Genomic DNA, 16,095 nt, shown 5'->3' on the forward strand with positions numbered 1-16,095 from the left:
CAACGTATTGTAATGGATTAGGGAAAGCATTTTCCAAAGGCTGCACCCCGCTTGGATGTCAATCTGTAGCCGTTTGAGAACATGGCCAATGGCGGAATCGCCAACTCCGATAGCTTTAGTTGCTTGCAATGTGCAAGCGATATGCTTACACTTTACAAGTTGGCATGCTATTGTCAAGAGTATTCGAGAAGGTCCATTAGATCGCTAGCCAAATTTGAAACAAATGAAGAAGCCAAAACACAAACGCTCACCGTGCCCAGTCGCCTGCACGCTGGATTTGATTGGTGACAAGTGGACGCTTTTGATCGTCCGCGACATGCTGTTCGGGAGGTGCTATTACAAGGATTTCTGCCAGTCGCCAGAGAGGATCGCTACCAACATTCTAGCGGACCGCTTGGGTAAGCTTGTCGAATCCGGTATCGCAGAGAAATGGATTCCAGACGAAGAGAACGGACGGGAGGCCTATCGATTAACCGCAAAGGGGCAATCGCTTAAGACGGTCTTAGAATCTGTTGCGCAGTGGGGACTCGACAACATCAAGGGGACCGAAGCGCGGCTGAAAACGAAATCCAAATGAATCGACTGCGAACCGCCGAGATTGCAAGGTTACAGCATGCGATTATCGATGCTATTGCTCATTCGGTTGTTGTTTGTCGTGGATTCGTTGCAGTTGCTTTTGATGTGCGATTGCCCAGTCCGCAAGGCCGGAAATCGGCTTCAATATGCTCTTGCCCAACGGCGTCAAGCGGTACTCCGTCTTCGGCGGTACGACTGCGTAGACCTTTCGACTCACGAGCCCAGATTGCTCGAGGCTCCGCAGCGTCTGAGTCAACATCTTTTTGCTCACACCAGGAATTTGCTTTTGCAGTTCACTGTATCGCTTAACGTCGGTTCCTATGACGAACAAGATGCTGCTTGACCATCGATCCCCTACCAAGTCGAACATTTGCCTCAGTGGGCAATTTGAGTCGAGTATGCACAGTGGCTCATATTTGTCTCCCAAGGAATTCTCCAGCACTGAATGAGGCTTGGTTAAGGTTTCATGAAGACGCTTAGGGCACCAAAAAGTGCCTACTTCCTAATTAGCCCCCTCTCCTTAGCATACAGCAAAAAGGATGTAAGTGGTCGCAAAATACGACGAAGCCCCTTTTTAGCCTTGAACCATTGACTTAACGATTGGGATATACAAATGCATTCAAACGACTCGACGTTTACTTCAAGAAACTCCGCCCTGTTGTTGATTGACCATCAGGTTGGAACGATGCAGCTAATCAAGAATATTCCGTTGGAAGTCGTCCGTCGCAATACGCTCGCGTTAGCTAAAACGGCCAAGATTTTGGGGATACCGGTTGTCCTTACGAGTTCGCAAGAGGGTAATACGCAGGGACCGCTGATTCCAGAATTAGCTGAGATACTTCCGAATGAATTCGAGGCTCGGGTACAGCGAACCGGTATCGTTAACGCTTGGAACGACTCTGCTTTTCGGGCCGCGGTCGAAGCTACAAGACGCTCAAATCTGATTATGGCAGGTGTTACAACGGATGTTTGTCTCGTCTTTCCAGCCATTAGCGCGGTGCGTGAGGGCTTTTCCGTTCAGGCTGTTATGGATGCCTCGGGTTCACCATTCGAACTTTCAGAGGAAATGTCTCGTCGCCGCATGGAAATCGCAGGTGTTGTTCTAACCGCCACTAACACAATCATGTCGGAGCTAGCGCAGGACTGGAGCCGACCTGAAGGCAATCAACTACTTGCGATTCTCTTTGGTGAACTGCTCCCAAACATCAGTGCGTGAGGTCTATCGAATGGAGCTTTCTCAGATGAACAACTTGGATTCCAATACCGTGAACATACGAATGGAGGAACGTTGAAAGTTTCTTACCGGTTACATTGCAGGCGTCATCGCAGCCGCGTGTGGATCGGAGATCGCCCAATCGCAAGAAACAGAAGAAGCGGAGTCTGGCATACCGCTGGTCGTTAACGGCGGGGATAGGTTACGAATTTGGGCAATGGGCGTTTTGGTCACTGTAAAAGTAAAAGCAAGTGACACGCGTGGAACCTATTCCGCATTTGAAGACCTCATTCCACCGGGTGCTGGGCCCGTGCCACACGTTCATTCCAGAGAGGATGAAACCATCTATGTCCTTGCGAGCGACCACGCCGTCGCGTTCGAGGTCGCGGAGTTGCTGGATCAACATCTTCTCACTAATTCCGCTAACCAACCGTGTTAGCTCACCAAAACGTTTCGGGCGTTCTAAGTACCAAATGATCAGCGATTTCCATTTGCCGCCGACGACTTCGAGGGCAGCTTCCAGACCGCAACGAAATGTTCTCTCAGGCATCGAACGAATCCTTAATTAATTCACTATGAGGCACTAACCATTTGGTAAGTACTTGTTGCCGCGATAGTGTAGCAGTAAGGTTAGTACTCATGCAGTTTATATTTCAAGAAAGGAAGACTTATGTCTAACGCAACTTGTTTGATCATCGGCTATGGACCAGGGGTCGGTCATGGAATTGCCGCCGCTTTTGGAAAAGCGGGCTACGATTTGATTCTGTGCTCCAGGAATCCCAAAAAACATGCTTCGGCAATAGCGGAGCTGACGAAAAAGGGAATTGAAGTTCAGGTCGAGTCGTTGAATGCGGCCGATACGGCAAGCATTGGAATCTCGGTCGCAAGGTGGGCCGATACCGCAAACATTGAAGTGCTTGCTTACAACGCGGTCGTGCCGACGTTTATGCAGCCGACACAACTCGATCCAGAGCAAACGGTTATGGACTTGCGGATCAACGTGGTCGGGGCATTGGCTGCAACGAAGGCCGTTTTGCCGGCGATGAAGTCTGGCGGCAAGGGATGTATACTTTTCACAGGTGGCGGCTGGGCATACTATCCTTGGGATCAAGCTGCTTCGCCGAGCATGGGCAAAGCGGCATTGAGAAGTTTGGCGATGACATTGAGTCAGGAATTGAGCGACTCGCCCATTCGTGTTGGCCTTGTCTCTATCATGGGAGAGGTCGCCCCCGGGACAGCATTTGATCCAATGAAGATCGGCGAAGCGTTTTTGAATGTTGTGAAGCGCGATGAATCGGAGCATGAAACCGAGACTATGTTCACGGGTAGCTAGTCGTTTTCCGCTTAACGGTTGAATTGCCTTGGGACGCATACGTAGAGACACTCGCTCCTAAGGGTAGATAGCACCTCGGTCTAGAGTATAGCCTGGCGGCATTATGATCAGCATCAACGAACGTATTATAGCTTACGTTGTCGATGTCCGTATGGAGATTCGTTTCAGCGCTTCAGTTGCTAATTCGCACTCTTTGGAACGAGTACAAGACCGGGATGATGACCAGCGTCAATACGGTCGCGAACGTCAGCCCAAACACTAGCAACCAGGCCAATCCGACCCACAAGGGTCCGCCCGAAACTCCAAGTGGAACGAGGCCGCCGACGGTCGTGGCGGTGGTTAAGAAGATGGGCATCAACCTTTGCTTGCCGGCCGAGATGATTGCCGTTCGCAGTTCCTCCTTCGAAAGCGGTTTCCCTCCGTTTGCCTCGTGCGCTTGCCGAACCATCAAGTCGGCAAACTCAACGAACAGAATCGCCGCGTTGAGCACAATTCCAAACAAAGCCAGCACTCCAAGTTGCGGCATAAAGCCAAATGAATTGTTTGTGGCCCACAGTCCGAGGAGTGCTCCGCCAAGCGCCAGTGGCAAGGTCGCCAATATGATCAGCGTCCGGAAAACACTATTGAACTGACAAATCAACAAGATGAAGATCGCAATAAAAGACATCGCGAACGACGCTAACATCTTCCACTGAGCCTTTTGGGATTCTTCCAATGCGCCACCAACTTCGATTCGCATGCCGGCTGGAAGTTCTGATCGCAACGCATCCATCTCCTTCGAGCTGAACACCTGCGTCGTAACATCGTTACCGGAAGCACCTGAGGCAATCTGGGATCGCACCTCGATGGTACGATTGCCATTCCGGCGATCGATCTTCGTTGACCGCCACTGGGGAACAATATCGGCTAAGGCCGATAGCGGAACTTTGCCAAAGCTGCTTTCGATTGGCGTTGTCGGCATATCGCTAATCGATTGTCGGTCTTGCGGTCGCAAGCGAAAGTAAACCGGAAGCAGGCGATTCCCCTCGCGGAAATGGGTTAACAATCGACCTGAATACAGTGCATTTAATGAAGAAGCAACATCCGAATTGCGTAATCCCGTGACCCCCATCCGCGTTTCCGACACATCAACGAACAATTGTTGCGAGGCTTCACCCCATGAGTCATTCACATCCCAAGTATCGCGTTTGGCATCGATCAGCGCTTTGATACGGTCAGCAAATTGGCGTAGTCGGTTCAAATCAGCGTAGCCATCTCCGACGACTCGTAACACGACTGGATCGGCAGGGGGGCCAAGCGCCAATTCGATCGGCACAATGCGGGCACCCACGATCGGTTTGATCCCTAGGCTTTCGTCCCCTTCGCGAACGGCTCTCCTCAAGTGCTCGGCAAATTCATGCGTCAGCTTGCCGTCGCTCGTTTGGATCAAGATCTCCGCAAAGTTTGGTTTGATGATCTCCGGCTCCCAACTCAAGTACCATCGGGAACCACCGCCGCCGATCATCGTGCGCATATTGAGCAATCGGTCGATCTGTCCATCGTCGACACTTTTGCCCGCAGCGCTCACCTTACGAATCGCGTCTTCGACTTGTCGTGCAATTCGATCTGTTTGGTCAACGGAAGAGGACTCGGGCAAGTAGATCTTGACCGCGAATTGATTGCGCTGAGTTAGCGGAAAGAACTCGGTGGATACAGGAAGCTGAAAGGCTAGGAGCAGCAGGACAAAAGCACCCAGCAGCGTAAGCACTCTATGGTTCCAGACAAATCGGAGCAGCTTGCCGTACAGCCAGGACACCATGCCCTCTGTCCTAATGCTACTGCCAAGCTCGAATGTACCATGGTCATGAACGCGTTGGAATCTTCTCAGGATTTTGAAGGGCCAACGATCAAGGTTCCCCACCCTGCTGAGCGCTGAGAAGAGCCATGGAATGGGAGCCATTGGCTTGCGGGGGTCTGCTGGGGGTCGGATGAACCATGAAGCCAGGATAACGCAAAAGGTCATCGCCAGCAGCCAGCTCACGGTGAGCATGACTGACAAGGTGATAGGTAAACTGTAGATAAACTCGCGATTCGAACCATCCATCGCAATCACCATCGGGATAAAGGCAGCGATCGTCGTCAAAGTTCCATTGAGCATCGAAGCCCCGAGCAATTGTGCCGCCTGCACGGCTGCTTGTTTAGGTTGCATACCGGAAATTTGATTAGACATCGTTTGATCGCAAATTTGGACCGCGTTGTCGACAAGCAGACCGAGCGCGATAATCATCGATGCCAACGACATTTGTTCAAGCTGGACGCCAAAGGCAGGGATGATTGCCAGCGAGATCAAAACCACAAAAGGAATATTGGCTGCCATCACAGCAGCAGTTCGAAATCCAACAAACAGATAAACGAAGACGACCACAATCGCGATCGCTTCTATAACGTTGACCAAAACTTCGTGAATGCGACCCTTCACGCTCAACGATTGATCTGAAATAACCGATACGGAGATATCTGGAGGGAGCCCTCCGGTCTGTATTAGTTGCTTGACGCACTGTTTTGCAGCGTCACAAATGTCGACGATATTAGCTCCCGACTTCATCGATACGGCAACCATCACGGCAGGGACCGACAGGCTTGGATCTCCATAGCGGCAGGCTCTAGTAATGGGATCGATGTAGCCGCGTCTTACGTTCAAACCGATGTCCTTGACCCTAACTTGGTTGGATACCGCTGACGAAGAAACGGTGCCCACGACCAATTGTTCCATCTCGTCGACTAGGTGGACATCTCGATTGGGTTTGACAAAAAATCTACCGTCTGCGGTATCGATCTGTCCTCCCGGCGCGACAATATTTTGCGAGCGTGCCAAAGCTTCTACATCGGCAGTAGATAATCCCAACTGCGCCCAGTTTCCCGCGCTCGATTCGATATAGATGGCTTCTTCCTGTACGCCGTGTCGATCAACCTTCGCAACTCCCGGTAGCAACGAGATTGCATCGCGTACGATATTAGAAAAGTTGTCGAGGTCGCGTGGTGTGTAGGCATTCGAGGGGTCGAGTTCGCTTTCCCCTTGTAAAGGCGTTTGATGCACAGCAAATACGATGATACTCGTGTCGGCAAATTCGTCGTTCACGAAGGGTACGATCGATGGATCGGGCAATTGCACATTCTGGACGCGTGCACGAACGCGCTCCCACGCACCGTCGACTTTAAAGCCCGGAACCCATTCTTCAAGTTCGACGAAAATTACTGATTGTTCGCTCAACGAATGGGAACGAATTAAGCGGACCTCCTCGAGGCTATCGATCGCTTTCTCCAGCGGGTCGGTGATCAATCTTTCGACCTGTTCAGCGGAGGCTCCCTGCCAGCGGGTGCTAACCACGCAAACCTTTAGTGTGAATTCTGGGTCTTCACGTCGCGGCATCGTCAGGAAGCTAATAATACCCCCGATTACCATAACCACAACAAAGCTGACCACGATTGTCGGCTTGGCGACGGCGAATTCGGAAAGTCGATTCACTGGTCTACTCCTGCGTTGGTAACCAAGCGAATTCGATCACCGTCTTCTAGATAATGCGTCCCACCCACGACGATCTGTATACCTTCTGCGAGCTCATGCTGATTGATGGCCTTCACCTTGAGCAGCATGGATGATTCCGATGCGACGTAGTGATTGCAAACCTCAACGGCTACTCGCTTTGCTTTTCTTTCTTGGTCCGCCGCCGAATGCGTCGAGTTCAAACCATCAACGACGTTCAAAAAGGTCCTTCCGTTCTGGTTCATCACAGACTTCATTGGCACGAAGAATCCGATTGAGTCGTTATCATTCGACAAGAGAACTTGGACGAGATCGCCTGAACGGAGTTGCCATTGCTTCTGTGACACCAAAACTTTACGTTCTAGCCAGTTCAATGGATCCTGTGCAACTTCAGGTCGAGCGAAGTTCAGTTGTCCTGTAATGAAGTCTATCGCTGGGTCGATATCAGCTACGTCTGGAAATTCAATGGGCTTAAAATGCCAGTTGCCGAGCAACGGAATGACTTCCGAGCCCACGGAGACTCTAACCGGCTCGACTGCCAGTAGCCGATTACTCCGATCAGATGGCTGGTTCCATTTTCGGTTCGAGACCTTCCAAACGAAAGTCTCATTTCCGATTTGGTGAATGCACCGCTCCTCGACCAATTGGCGGTCGTCGTTTGAAATGAGCGAACCGAGATTGAGTGGAAAAATCGCGTCTGTTTCGGCCAAGTTCTCTTTTTCGAGTTGATGATCACTCGTCTTCACCTCGCAATTTCTTACATGCAAAGTGACGGTATAGGTGCGTGAGTTACTATCGGCGACTAAGTCGACCGTGTACACAAGCCCGCTTTCCAGTTTTTGGTTTCCATCCTGATCGGTAATCAAGACGTTAAGGATGTCTCCCCGTGCATAGTTGCGAGAATCTTCTGGGGAAACTTCAAATTGAACCAACATTGGGTCCATCATTTGTACGGTAACGACCGGTGCCCCTGCTTGCACGAATGAGCCTGGGGAAGTGTGAACGTCGGCCACAATTCCTTGGAACGAACTGCGAAGGACCGAGTTGCGTAGATCCCGCTCCGCCTCGGAGAGGGCAACTTGTTCGCGTGCGATCTGTGCAGCGAGGACTAGTTGCTCTGCTTGGGCTTGTGAGAGCGCCGCCTGTGCCGCTTCCAATGCGGCCGAGGCGACAACCAGTTGCGTTGTGGCAGAATCAAGTTCCGAGCGAGAGATCGCATTTTGTTTGGAAAGCTGTGAGAAGCGGGCCAGTTCCATTGCCGCTAGCTTGTGTTCCGCTTCGGCCGAAGCAATCGATGTTGGCAAGCGTTGCTCGATAGTGACTCGATTCGCCTCAAGCCGGCGTTCGGCGACGGCGACATCCGCTTTAGCCGTTTCGACAGCCAGTTGGAATCGCTCAGGTTCGAGACTCGCCAAAATCGTCGGTGACTTTGCATCGCGGGAATGCAAATGCGGTTGGACCCCCTCGTTGGGCTCAATCACGAAGTTGATGCGACCGGAAACTTCAAATCCAATCCGCTCACTTTTCCAGGGCGCGACCGAACCGGTTATGGTTTGGTGGCGCAGTTGCTGGGTGCGGTTTAGCGTCATCACCGATACCGGCTTCGGTGGCTTCTCGACCTCGAACGGTCCAGCCGCTCGTGGTGAATCGCAACCGAGTATGGTGATGATTGCGCCGGTAAATCCCAGCAACAGCAGTCCCAACCGACGTATTTCCATCTAAACGCACTCCGTAGTCATAGCTCAAATGGGGCCTTGGGATTGCATAGCAATCATTGCAAAATGTAAACTCTCAGGTATACTTTAACGCGGCCACCCAGACAAGTACACCCCAGAGTTTACATTTTTTCAAAAAGCGAGCCATGGAGGATGATGATGGAGGATGATACGGGAATTCGATTAACCGACCGTAAGCGGGCATCGATCATCGAGGCTTCAGTTGAGGAGTTTCAAACCCGCGGGTTCCACTCAGCAAGCATGAATCGGATCGCAGAGTTGGCTCAAGTAAGCAAACGGACCCTCTACAAGCACTTTGAGAGCAAGGAGTCTCTGTTTGATGCGATATTCCACGAATTGGTGGCTCGGTCGGAGAGTTATCCGATTCCCGATTTTGATCCAAACAAAGGTTTGGCAGAGCAGCTTGTGAAGCTAGGGCAGAGCGAGATTGACTTCATGAATTCAGCCTCGGTTCAAGCGATGGCTCGCGCCGGTTTGTCGCGTTTGCTAGCTGAGCCTGAGATTGCGAAGCAGATTGACCACAATCGATTTCTCAATCGCGTTCAGCGTTGGATTGGACAAGCGAAGTCGGCGGGGCAACTAAAAAAGATCAAAGATGTCGAGTTTGCAGCGTTGCAGTTTGTCGGGTTGTTAAAAGAGTTCGCGTTCTGGCCAGCCATTGTCAAAGGTGAGCCACCACTAACAAAACCTGCGAAGCTTCGAATCGTACGCGAAACCGTTGAAATGTTTTTAGCTCGATACCAATGAACAACTTAAGGATCTCTCTCGTATCCTGATCAAGTCGTTGCTAAATTCAGTAGTCGCGACTTTGATATGCGTTGGTCATGATAGCCCCGCTCTGTCCGAGCTGACGAGTGACCAAGCTAGGTCAACCTTTTTACTCCGGATTGCAATTGGGGCTTGAGTCAAGAGATGTAAGACGATAGTTATGTCACATGCACCCAATCGGATGCGTTACTCCGATTGTACTTCGATCATAAATCGAACGGTCTCCGGTTCACCGTCTGCCTCTACGATACGGGCTGTTATCGACTTGATGGAGTAGCTTTGGATGGGTTTGAATTGGAATGCTAAGGTCGACAACTCCGGTTCCGATGACTGTGAAGATCGTTTCTGATTATTGCCGTTGAAGCTGAAGTTCTGAGTGCTACCGCCCCCGCTTCCTGTTGCAGATGCTCCGGACGGTATGTATACATTGCCTTCTTTGTCTTCAATCTCCAATTCGTAGTTGCTCATCGATGCCATCATGAGCTGTACGCGTTCGAATATATTACCAGCTTTTTTCATTGCAGAGGTTGGCGGAAACGATACGACCACCGTCAACCCTTCTGGTGTTTCATTGATGGACTTGATCGCGAACTCTTCCCCGTCCACTTTTTTCTTGTGCGGACGAGCTCCTGCAAAGATTGCTTCCAAGCGTCTACCGGTTGTGATTTTCAGTTCACCGTGGATTTCCTTAATAGGTACGTCGAGTCTTTGTCGACGAGGTACATACAAACCTGCTGCACCTGGGAATTGATTATCAAACTTTGGCCATGACGAGGTGATCGGACCAGAATCTTTGGCTTCTTCCACGGTTCCATCGATCTCTACAATCTTGACCGCGGTTCCCAACTGCGCATACCGATTGTTTTCACGCTTACCTTTGACTCCTTCTTCGGTAATCTTAAGGGCAATTCCATACGTAGGCTTGACAAAGCTGTGTCCAAATCCAGCACCACCACCTGTAAAGCCTCCTCCGCCGCCACCCGCTGATGCCGAGCCAAAACCACCTACCGCTCCACCGGTTCCATTGCCATTGTTAAAGGTCTGGCCTGTCGCAAACTGATCGGACGTAAAGTTGCTCGAACCTTGAGCGTTAACCGATGTATTCAGCTTGGGGCGAAAACGAGTTACTCGCTCAGTGATATCACCGAGATTACCGACCCCTTCGAGAGTAATTTTATAACCGGAGACCGTGGTTGACCCCTTCATCTTTGGCGGAGCCCCTCGCGTCCCTTCGGTAGCCTGGTCTTGCTCACTGGTTTGTGCGGCTGGCATGGCAGAACTAGTTTGCGCTGGCTCATGAATTAGCAAACCTATTCCAGTCCACCCCAAAATTGTGGTGATGGTCGTTGCTGAAATCAACATAATAATATTCCTCCTGGTTCGACGTGCTAAAGTCACTTTCGAGTTAAGCAACTCTTTCGGAAGTGACACCGAATGAGGTTGTTCAAGATGTGCGAGGCACTGTTGAAGTAGGCTCGCGACCACAGTGGCCGACTGAGGACGATCGTCTACACGCTTGGCCAATAACATGCTCACAAGTCGCTCCAGCCACTCTGGAATTCTCGGATTGATTTCGCGAATCGGCATGGGCTCGGAGTCTGTAATTCGCCGCATGACGCTCAGACTGCTTTCAGCTCGAAAGGGAGGACGGCCGGTGCACATGGTATAGAGGGTGCTTCCGAGACTGAATAAATCGCTGCGTGCATCGACGCTGTTGCCAGACGCTTGTTCGGGGGACATATACTGTGGTGTGCCAGGATGGAAACCAGAACGAGTTAGGCTGGCATCATCGGCAGCCCGAGCGAGCCCAAAATCGCTGATCAAGGCGCGATCGACATCCTCTTCGAGCAGGATGTTCGAGGGCTTGATGTCACGATGCACCAGTCCTTGTTGATGCGCGGCTGACAACCCGTCAGCAACCTGCATACCAATTCGAAGAATCTCGCACAACTCGAGAGAGCCCTCGCGGTCTATTCTCGACTGCAACGACTCGCCGGACACATATTGCATGACGATAAAGGGGGATTCTCGTTCGGTCTCGACATTGTGAATTGGTACCACATGTTGATGCACGACTGCCGCAGCTGCGCGTGCTTCGCGGGAAAATCGTTTGCGTGCCGGGCCACAGCTTGCCAGATAAGGAGCTAGTAACTTGATTGCCACGGGGCGATTCAGTTCGGTATCGAATGCTTTGAAGACGATACCCATTCCGCCAGCACCGATCAACCGTTCCACTTCGTATCGGCCCAATCGACCTAGCATTTCCGGGTGTGATGGCGGTGATAGCAACTGCTTCGCCATCGATTCCGTCCAGTGAAGGGGCGAATGCTCCAGACTCACAGGCGGCGGGGAGTATCGCGGAATGGTTCCGGCTGCACCTGATACTGCGGCTTTAGCAGCTTGCCACTCTTCGTTTGATCCTGCGAGTTCGCTGATACGATGTTGGCAGCGAGGACAGTTCTCCAGGTGAGCGAGCAATTCCTCGCTTGGCTCCAACGATTGGTCATGTCGAAGCATGACTTCCAGAGCTGTATCATTACAGGCTAACTGTTTATCGCTCATCGTTGGTCCTGGTATTGCTGTACAAGTTCCTTGATGCTCGCTGCGCACCAACATGGCTGTGGAAATATTCCCTCCATCCCATTTTCTTCTCCCCCTCTTCCTTCAACGACCCAACGGGCAGCACTGGGCAGTTTTACTCGCCGCATCATGGTGGTTGTCAGTTCCTCTTCATGGATAAAAAAGTAACTGCTGTTTAGTATTCCGCTATAATCTTCCATTGTTCGTCCGCTTTGCGCAGTTGTACATATCGAAACGCACCTGGAACTGAGAGCTTGAGCAAGACATCATTCTCCTTGATCGAGAAACGCATCAACTGGAACAGGGACTCACTTGGCTGATTCGGTTCTGTGGCAAAGTCACCAACCGCGACATCCAACTGCTCGATCCGAAACGAGTTGACGACCGTACCGACAACAAAAAATGGCATGGGATCCTTTTCTGCCTGCTTTTTGAGAGCCACAAGCATGTCCTCTCGCTTGATCGGGACTCCGTATTCCGTCATTTTACCGGGAACTTCGAGACCAAAATAGAATAAACGATTTCCAGGGAGCAACTGGACCTCGGGAGCATAAAGCTTGTTGAGCTTCTTTTCATCGTAGAGCATGCAAGCCCGTAGCAACTCTTTCGCAAAAGCGGTAACTTCTTTAGCTGGCTGAAGTAGGGCCGTGGACTTCCGCGCCGGACCTGAAATCTTGACGTCTTCAAGTCCTAACCAGAAAACGGGATGCGGCGTTGAATCCAGATGGTATACCACGACCGGTCCGGAAGGTTTTAAGAGTCCACCGAGTCCTTTGTTTTGAGACGCATCGCCAATCGTCCCCTCCAGCTTAACGAGGTCTCCCGCTTTAAAGTCGATTTCTTCCGAGTTCTCAATCATAATCGCTGCGAGGAACGGTGCGGCATTCTTTTTGCCGACTGATTTCGGCATCAGACGAGCGACACCATTAAATGACTTCGCTGTATCACTTGCCAATTCAAATTCCCATTTTACCTTTTGCCCCTTCAACGCTTTGTTCACTCGAAATTGGACGGTATCCTCAGCAGGTGCCATGTCGACATATCCACCGGCACCATCCGTGACCGGTACAACCTCCGAATTTGTCTCTTCCTCCCCAGGGATGATCGTTACTCGACTCTCCAGAGATATCCTGTCGGGGACTCGAGCCTTGCTAGCGAGTTCGCCAAGGTACGTGTCGAAAGCGGCAATATCCGTCCGCCAGTCTTCGCTTGATGGTGTACTTTCTCCAGGCTGATCCTCTTGTGCGACCTCTTCTTCGCCCATCGACTGTGTGACCGAGTTGATCTGAATTGCCTTTTCGCGGATAATCTCCCAAGCTTTCGCGAATTGAGACGTGTGGATATTCAGTACGTGCGTTTCCCGATCCAGCAACTGCTTCGAGTTGACTCCGGGGTCAGCCGCGATTCTTGCATTTCTCCAACCAGCCTTTCCGAGTTCTGCGGTCGCGATTGCGATGGGATCTTTTTGCTTTATTCCAGGTGGCCAGATCGAACGTTCCACATTCAGCGAATCATCCGTTGAAGTGACTCGATAGACTTCAGCATAAAGCGGGAGAAACACATAATAGTGTTTCTTGTCCACGAGGAGGGCTGAATAGAACGTATCGAGATCTGCTACTTTGCGAAAAGACGTAGCATCCGCATCTTCCATCAAATGACTGCCTGCGTAGACACCATTTTTATCCTTGACGACTGATTGGTGAATTACCTGAAAGGTTGCTGCATCATATCCGGCGATCTTTGTATCACCCCGCCAGACACTGTTTCGATCTGCACCAAATGGACAATCGTCTCCAAAAGTACGAAACGTATCTGGATCGGCACCTTCCAGAGGAGTTGACGACCAATAGACTCGATTGACGTCCCTGTAAAACGCTTGATCGAGATGTCGAAAAGTCTTTGCATCTGCACCTGGAATCTCCGTTCTCTGATACCAAACGCTCTTAGCATCTTTCCAAACAAATCCCGCGTTCACAAGCTCGACTGTCTGCGGATCGATTCCCTGCAGAGGTTCACCGTACCACCAAACATGCCGAAGGTCTCTAGCAAGATTGAAGCCGATGACCTCAAAGCTTGAAACGTCAGCTGACGGGAGCTCGACAACCCAAAATTGGCCCGGACTGATCCATTTGTAATAGACCATGTTCTTATCTTTGGTGTACTCTTCGCTCAAAGCTTTGAAGCTCGCTGCATCGACATTCGCACATTGACTTAGTTTAAGATTCGCAAACCTCGCAAATGACTTGAAATTCTCTTTGCCAGCCTGGTCGATGCGTTGCTGGTTAAAGTAGATGAATTCTCCCTTTCGCGAGTAACCGTGTCCCAATTTTTCCGTGTCGATATCATCGTTCTCAACAACTGGTTGAGAAGGAGTCGGGAGAAATAACACACCAAGAACAATAGCCGCGAATAGACCGATCATTGATATGACTCCGTAAAACAATAAGTGAGTTTTTAAGATCGAACGCTTTCGATAAGCGGACTGTTTTCTTGTTGATAACTGTGGAGGAAGCGGAAAGTTGGCTGGCTGTTGTACGTGACTCAAACACGCTGCGAGGAGGTCACGAACTTCACTGGCGGACGCAAAACGTTCCGTCTTTTCTTTAGCCATCAGTTTCTCGATGATCAGGACCAACCACTCTGGAACATCTGGATTCCAGTCACGAATCGGCGTCGCAGCTTCGTCGCTGATTCTTCTCATCACACCGTAAGAAGATTCAGCTCGAAAGGGAGGACGGCCGGTGCACATGGTATAGAGCGTGCTTCCGAGACTGAATAAATCGCTGCGTGCATCGACGCTGTTGCCAGACGCTTGTTCGGGGGACATATACTGTGGTGTGCCAGGATGGAAACCAGAACGAGTTAGGCTGGCATCATCGGCAGCCCGAGCGAGCCCAAAATCGCTGATCAAGGCGCGATCGACATCCTCTTCGAGCAGGATGTTCGAGGGCTTGATGTCGCGATGCACTAGTCCTTGTTGATGCGCGGCTGACAACCCGTCAGCAACCTGCATACCAATTCGAAGAATCTCGCACAACTCGAGAGCCCCCTCGCGGTCTATTCTCGACTGCAACGACTCGCCGGACACATATTGCATGACGATAAAGGGGGATTCTCGTTCGGTCTCGACATTGTGAATTGGTACCACATGTTGATGCACAACTGCCGCAGCTGCGCGTGCTTCGCGGGAAAATCGTTTGCGTGCCGGGCCACTGATTGCCAGATAAGGAGCTAGTAACTTGATTGCCACGGGGCGGTTCAGTTCGGTATCGAATGCTTTGAAGACGATACCCATTCCGCCAGCACCGATCAACCGTTCCACTTCGTATCGGCCCAATCGACCTAGCATTTCCGGGTGGGATGGCGGTGACAGCAACTGCTTCGCCATCGATTCTGTCCAATGAAGGGGCGATTGATCCAGGCTCACAGGTGGCAAGGAGTATCGCGGAACGGTTCCGGCTGTTCCTGATATTGCGGCTTTGGCAGCTTGCCACTCTTCGTTTGATCCTGCGAGTTCGCTGATACGATGTTGGCAACGAGGACAGTTCTCTACGTGAGCGAGCAATTCTTCGCTCGGCTCCAACGATTGGTCATGCCGAAGCATGACTTCCAGAGCTGTATCACTGCAGCTTAGCTGTTTATCGCTCATCGTTGGTCCTGGTATTGCTGTACAAGTTCCTTGATGCGTGCCATCACACGACTACGGGCGAAGTAAATATTGCCTGGGCGAGTATTGAGCTTTGCAGCGGCATCCTCGACAGAGTATTCTTCGATTTTGGTAAGCCAAAATGCCTGCCACGTGTGCTCTGCGACCGACTCGCGCACACGCTCTGCGGCCCATTGGAAGACTATTTGCTCGTATTCCAAATCCAGATCGCTGGAAAGATCTGCGGGTGCAGGCAAGTTTGCCAAGTGGAACTGGGCCTCGCTGCCATCGCCCCCCAGCGGGCGAGTCGCACGCTGCGTGATCATGTCGACGGCCGCATTACGCGTTATGCGTAGTAGCCAGGCACGGAAGCTTCCTCGGTTGTCGCGTTGTAACCAATCGGAGACGGATCTTGCTACCGCCATGAGAACTTCTTGAACGAGGTTTTCAGCGTCGGCGGTTTGAAATCCTCGGCTTCTGGCGACGTTGAAAATGACGGGGCCGTACATCGTCACGAACTCATCCCAAGCAGCCAGATCTTCTGCGTTTTGAAGCCGCAGAATCAGACTGGCTCGGGTTGCTTCTTGGTTGGGGTTCATAGATTCGTGGCTTACGGGTCCTGATTCGCTTCTAACAGCAAGACTGACTCAGCGAAGGAAATCTTGCGCGAGGGCACGCGCATTTTCGCAGATTTTTAGAAACTTGTCGCTAATCGCCACC

Annotated in this window: 12 protein-coding genes; 4 read left to right on the forward strand and 8 right to left on the reverse strand. The window is 51.3% G+C overall.

The genetic code is table 11. The annotated features are described in order from the left end of the window. Positions 1 to 223 precede the first annotated feature (223 nt). Positions 224 to 577 carry a winged helix-turn-helix transcriptional regulator gene (locus SH449x_RS14195; protein WP_482376726.1) on the forward strand — a complete coding sequence of 118 codons (354 nt, stop codon included), beginning with the start codon at positions 224 to 226 and terminating at the stop codon, positions 575 to 577. A 51-nt stretch (positions 578 to 628) separates the two neighbouring features. On the opposite strand, the gene SH449x_RS14200 is transcribed toward SH449x_RS14195, so the two are convergent. After that, a complete protein-coding gene (locus SH449x_RS14200; RefSeq protein ID WP_482376727.1) occupies positions 629 to 946 on the reverse strand; it encodes a winged helix-turn-helix transcriptional regulator in 318 nt (105 codons plus the stop codon). A 243-nt stretch (positions 947 to 1,189) separates the two neighbouring features. On the opposite strand from SH449x_RS14200, the gene SH449x_RS14205 reads away from it, so the two are divergent. Then, entirely contained in the window at positions 1,190 to 1,792 is a 603-nt protein-coding gene (locus tag SH449x_RS14205) for an isochorismatase family protein (RefSeq protein ID WP_482376728.1), read from the forward strand. A 199-nt stretch (positions 1,793 to 1,991) separates the two neighbouring features. On the opposite strand, the gene SH449x_RS14210 is transcribed toward SH449x_RS14205, so the two are convergent. After that, a complete protein-coding gene (locus SH449x_RS14210; protein ID WP_482376729.1) occupies positions 1,992 to 2,339 on the reverse strand; it encodes a winged helix-turn-helix transcriptional regulator in 348 nt (115 codons plus the stop codon). A 120-nt stretch (positions 2,340 to 2,459) separates the two neighbouring features. Here SH449x_RS14210 and SH449x_RS14215 point away from each other — a divergent pair, with 120 nt between their 5' ends. Then, positions 2,460 to 3,122 carry an SDR family NAD(P)-dependent oxidoreductase gene (locus SH449x_RS14215; protein ID WP_482376730.1) on the forward strand — a complete coding sequence of 221 codons (663 nt, stop codon included), beginning with the start codon at positions 2,460 to 2,462 and terminating at the stop codon, positions 3,120 to 3,122. Between the two features lie 172 nt (positions 3,123 to 3,294). Here SH449x_RS14215 and SH449x_RS14220 read toward each other — a convergent pair whose 3' ends face one another. Then, positions 3,295 to 6,627: an efflux RND transporter permease subunit gene (locus SH449x_RS14220; RefSeq protein ID WP_482376731.1), complete on the reverse strand. Its 3,333-nt coding sequence runs from the start codon at positions 6,625 to 6,627 to the stop codon at positions 3,295 to 3,297. Next, positions 6,624 to 8,363 carry an efflux RND transporter periplasmic adaptor subunit gene (locus SH449x_RS14225; protein WP_482376732.1) on the reverse strand — a complete coding sequence of 580 codons (1,740 nt, stop codon included), beginning with the start codon at positions 8,361 to 8,363 and terminating at the stop codon, positions 6,624 to 6,626. The genes SH449x_RS14220 and SH449x_RS14225 overlap by 4 nt, the downstream gene beginning before the upstream one ends. A 150-nt stretch (positions 8,364 to 8,513) precedes the next feature. On the opposite strand from SH449x_RS14225, the gene SH449x_RS14230 reads away from it, so the two are divergent. Then, complete coding sequence (locus SH449x_RS14230; RefSeq protein ID WP_482376733.1) at positions 8,514 to 9,128, forward strand: TetR/AcrR family transcriptional regulator; 615 nt, start codon at positions 8,514 to 8,516, stop codon at positions 9,126 to 9,128. Between the two features lie 207 nt (positions 9,129 to 9,335). Here SH449x_RS14230 and SH449x_RS14235 read toward each other — a convergent pair whose 3' ends face one another. From SH449x_RS14235 to SH449x_RS14250, 4 genes are read right to left on the reverse strand one after another with little or no spacing between them, the layout of a single operon-like run. After that, positions 9,336 to 11,711, reverse strand: coding sequence for a serine/threonine-protein kinase (locus SH449x_RS14235; protein ID WP_482376734.1), 2,376 nt, complete (start codon positions 11,709 to 11,711; stop codon positions 9,336 to 9,338). Further along, a complete protein-coding gene (locus SH449x_RS14240) occupies positions 11,708 to 11,929 on the reverse strand; it encodes a hypothetical protein (RefSeq protein WP_482376735.1) in 222 nt (73 codons plus the stop codon). The genes SH449x_RS14235 and SH449x_RS14240 overlap by 4 nt, the downstream gene beginning before the upstream one ends. Further along, a complete protein-coding gene (locus tag SH449x_RS14245; protein WP_482376736.1) occupies positions 11,905 to 15,378 on the reverse strand; it encodes a protein kinase domain-containing protein in 3,474 nt (1,157 codons plus the stop codon). The genes SH449x_RS14240 and SH449x_RS14245 overlap by 25 nt, the downstream gene beginning before the upstream one ends. Further along, positions 15,375 to 15,974 (reverse strand): RNA polymerase sigma factor, encoded by a 600-nt coding sequence (locus tag SH449x_RS14250; RefSeq protein WP_482376737.1) that lies wholly within the window; start codon positions 15,972 to 15,974, stop codon positions 15,375 to 15,377. Before SH449x_RS14250 ends, SH449x_RS14245 begins: the two co-directional genes overlap by 4 nt. Positions 15,975 to 16,095: the final 121 nt, after the last annotated feature.

It is taken from the genome of Brakhagea baltica (assembly GCF_052161605.1).
Classification (GTDB): domain Bacteria; phylum Planctomycetota; class Planctomycetia; order Pirellulales; family Pirellulaceae; genus JBKCUI01.

What these genes read in the sequence shown, in the direction of transcription:
- SH449x_RS14195 (WP_482376726.1), top strand. Translation starts at nt 224, where the DNA reads ATGAAGAAGCCAAAACACAAACGCTCACCGTGCCCAGTCGCCTGCACG.
- SH449x_RS14200 (WP_482376727.1), bottom strand. Translation starts at nt 946, where the DNA reads ATGTTCGACTTGGTAGGGGATCGATGGTCAAGCAGCATCTTGTTCGTC.
- SH449x_RS14205 (WP_482376728.1), top strand. Translation starts at nt 1,190, where the DNA reads ATGCATTCAAACGACTCGACGTTTACTTCAAGAAACTCCGCCCTGTTG.
- SH449x_RS14210 (WP_482376729.1), bottom strand. Translation starts at nt 2,339, where the DNA reads ATGCCTGAGAGAACATTTCGTTGCGGTCTGGAAGCTGCCCTCGAAGTC.
- SH449x_RS14215 (WP_482376730.1), top strand. Translation starts at nt 2,460, where the DNA reads ATGTCTAACGCAACTTGTTTGATCATCGGCTATGGACCAGGGGTCGGT.
- SH449x_RS14225 (WP_482376732.1), bottom strand. Translation starts at nt 8,363, where the DNA reads ATGGAAATACGTCGGTTGGGACTGCTGTTGCTGGGATTTACCGGCGCA.
- SH449x_RS14230 (WP_482376733.1), top strand. Translation starts at nt 8,514, where the DNA reads ATGATGATGGAGGATGATACGGGAATTCGATTAACCGACCGTAAGCGG.
- SH449x_RS14235 (WP_482376734.1), bottom strand. Translation starts at nt 11,711, where the DNA reads ATGAGCGATAAACAGTTAGCCTGTAATGATACAGCTCTGGAAGTCATG.
- SH449x_RS14240 (WP_482376735.1), bottom strand. Translation starts at nt 11,929, where the DNA reads ATGGAAGATTATAGCGGAATACTAAACAGCAGTTACTTTTTTATCCAT.
- SH449x_RS14245 (WP_482376736.1), bottom strand. Translation starts at nt 15,378, where the DNA reads ATGAGCGATAAACAGCTAAGCTGCAGTGATACAGCTCTGGAAGTCATG.
- SH449x_RS14250 (WP_482376737.1), bottom strand. Translation starts at nt 15,974, where the DNA reads ATGAACCCCAACCAAGAAGCAACCCGAGCCAGTCTGATTCTGCGGCTT.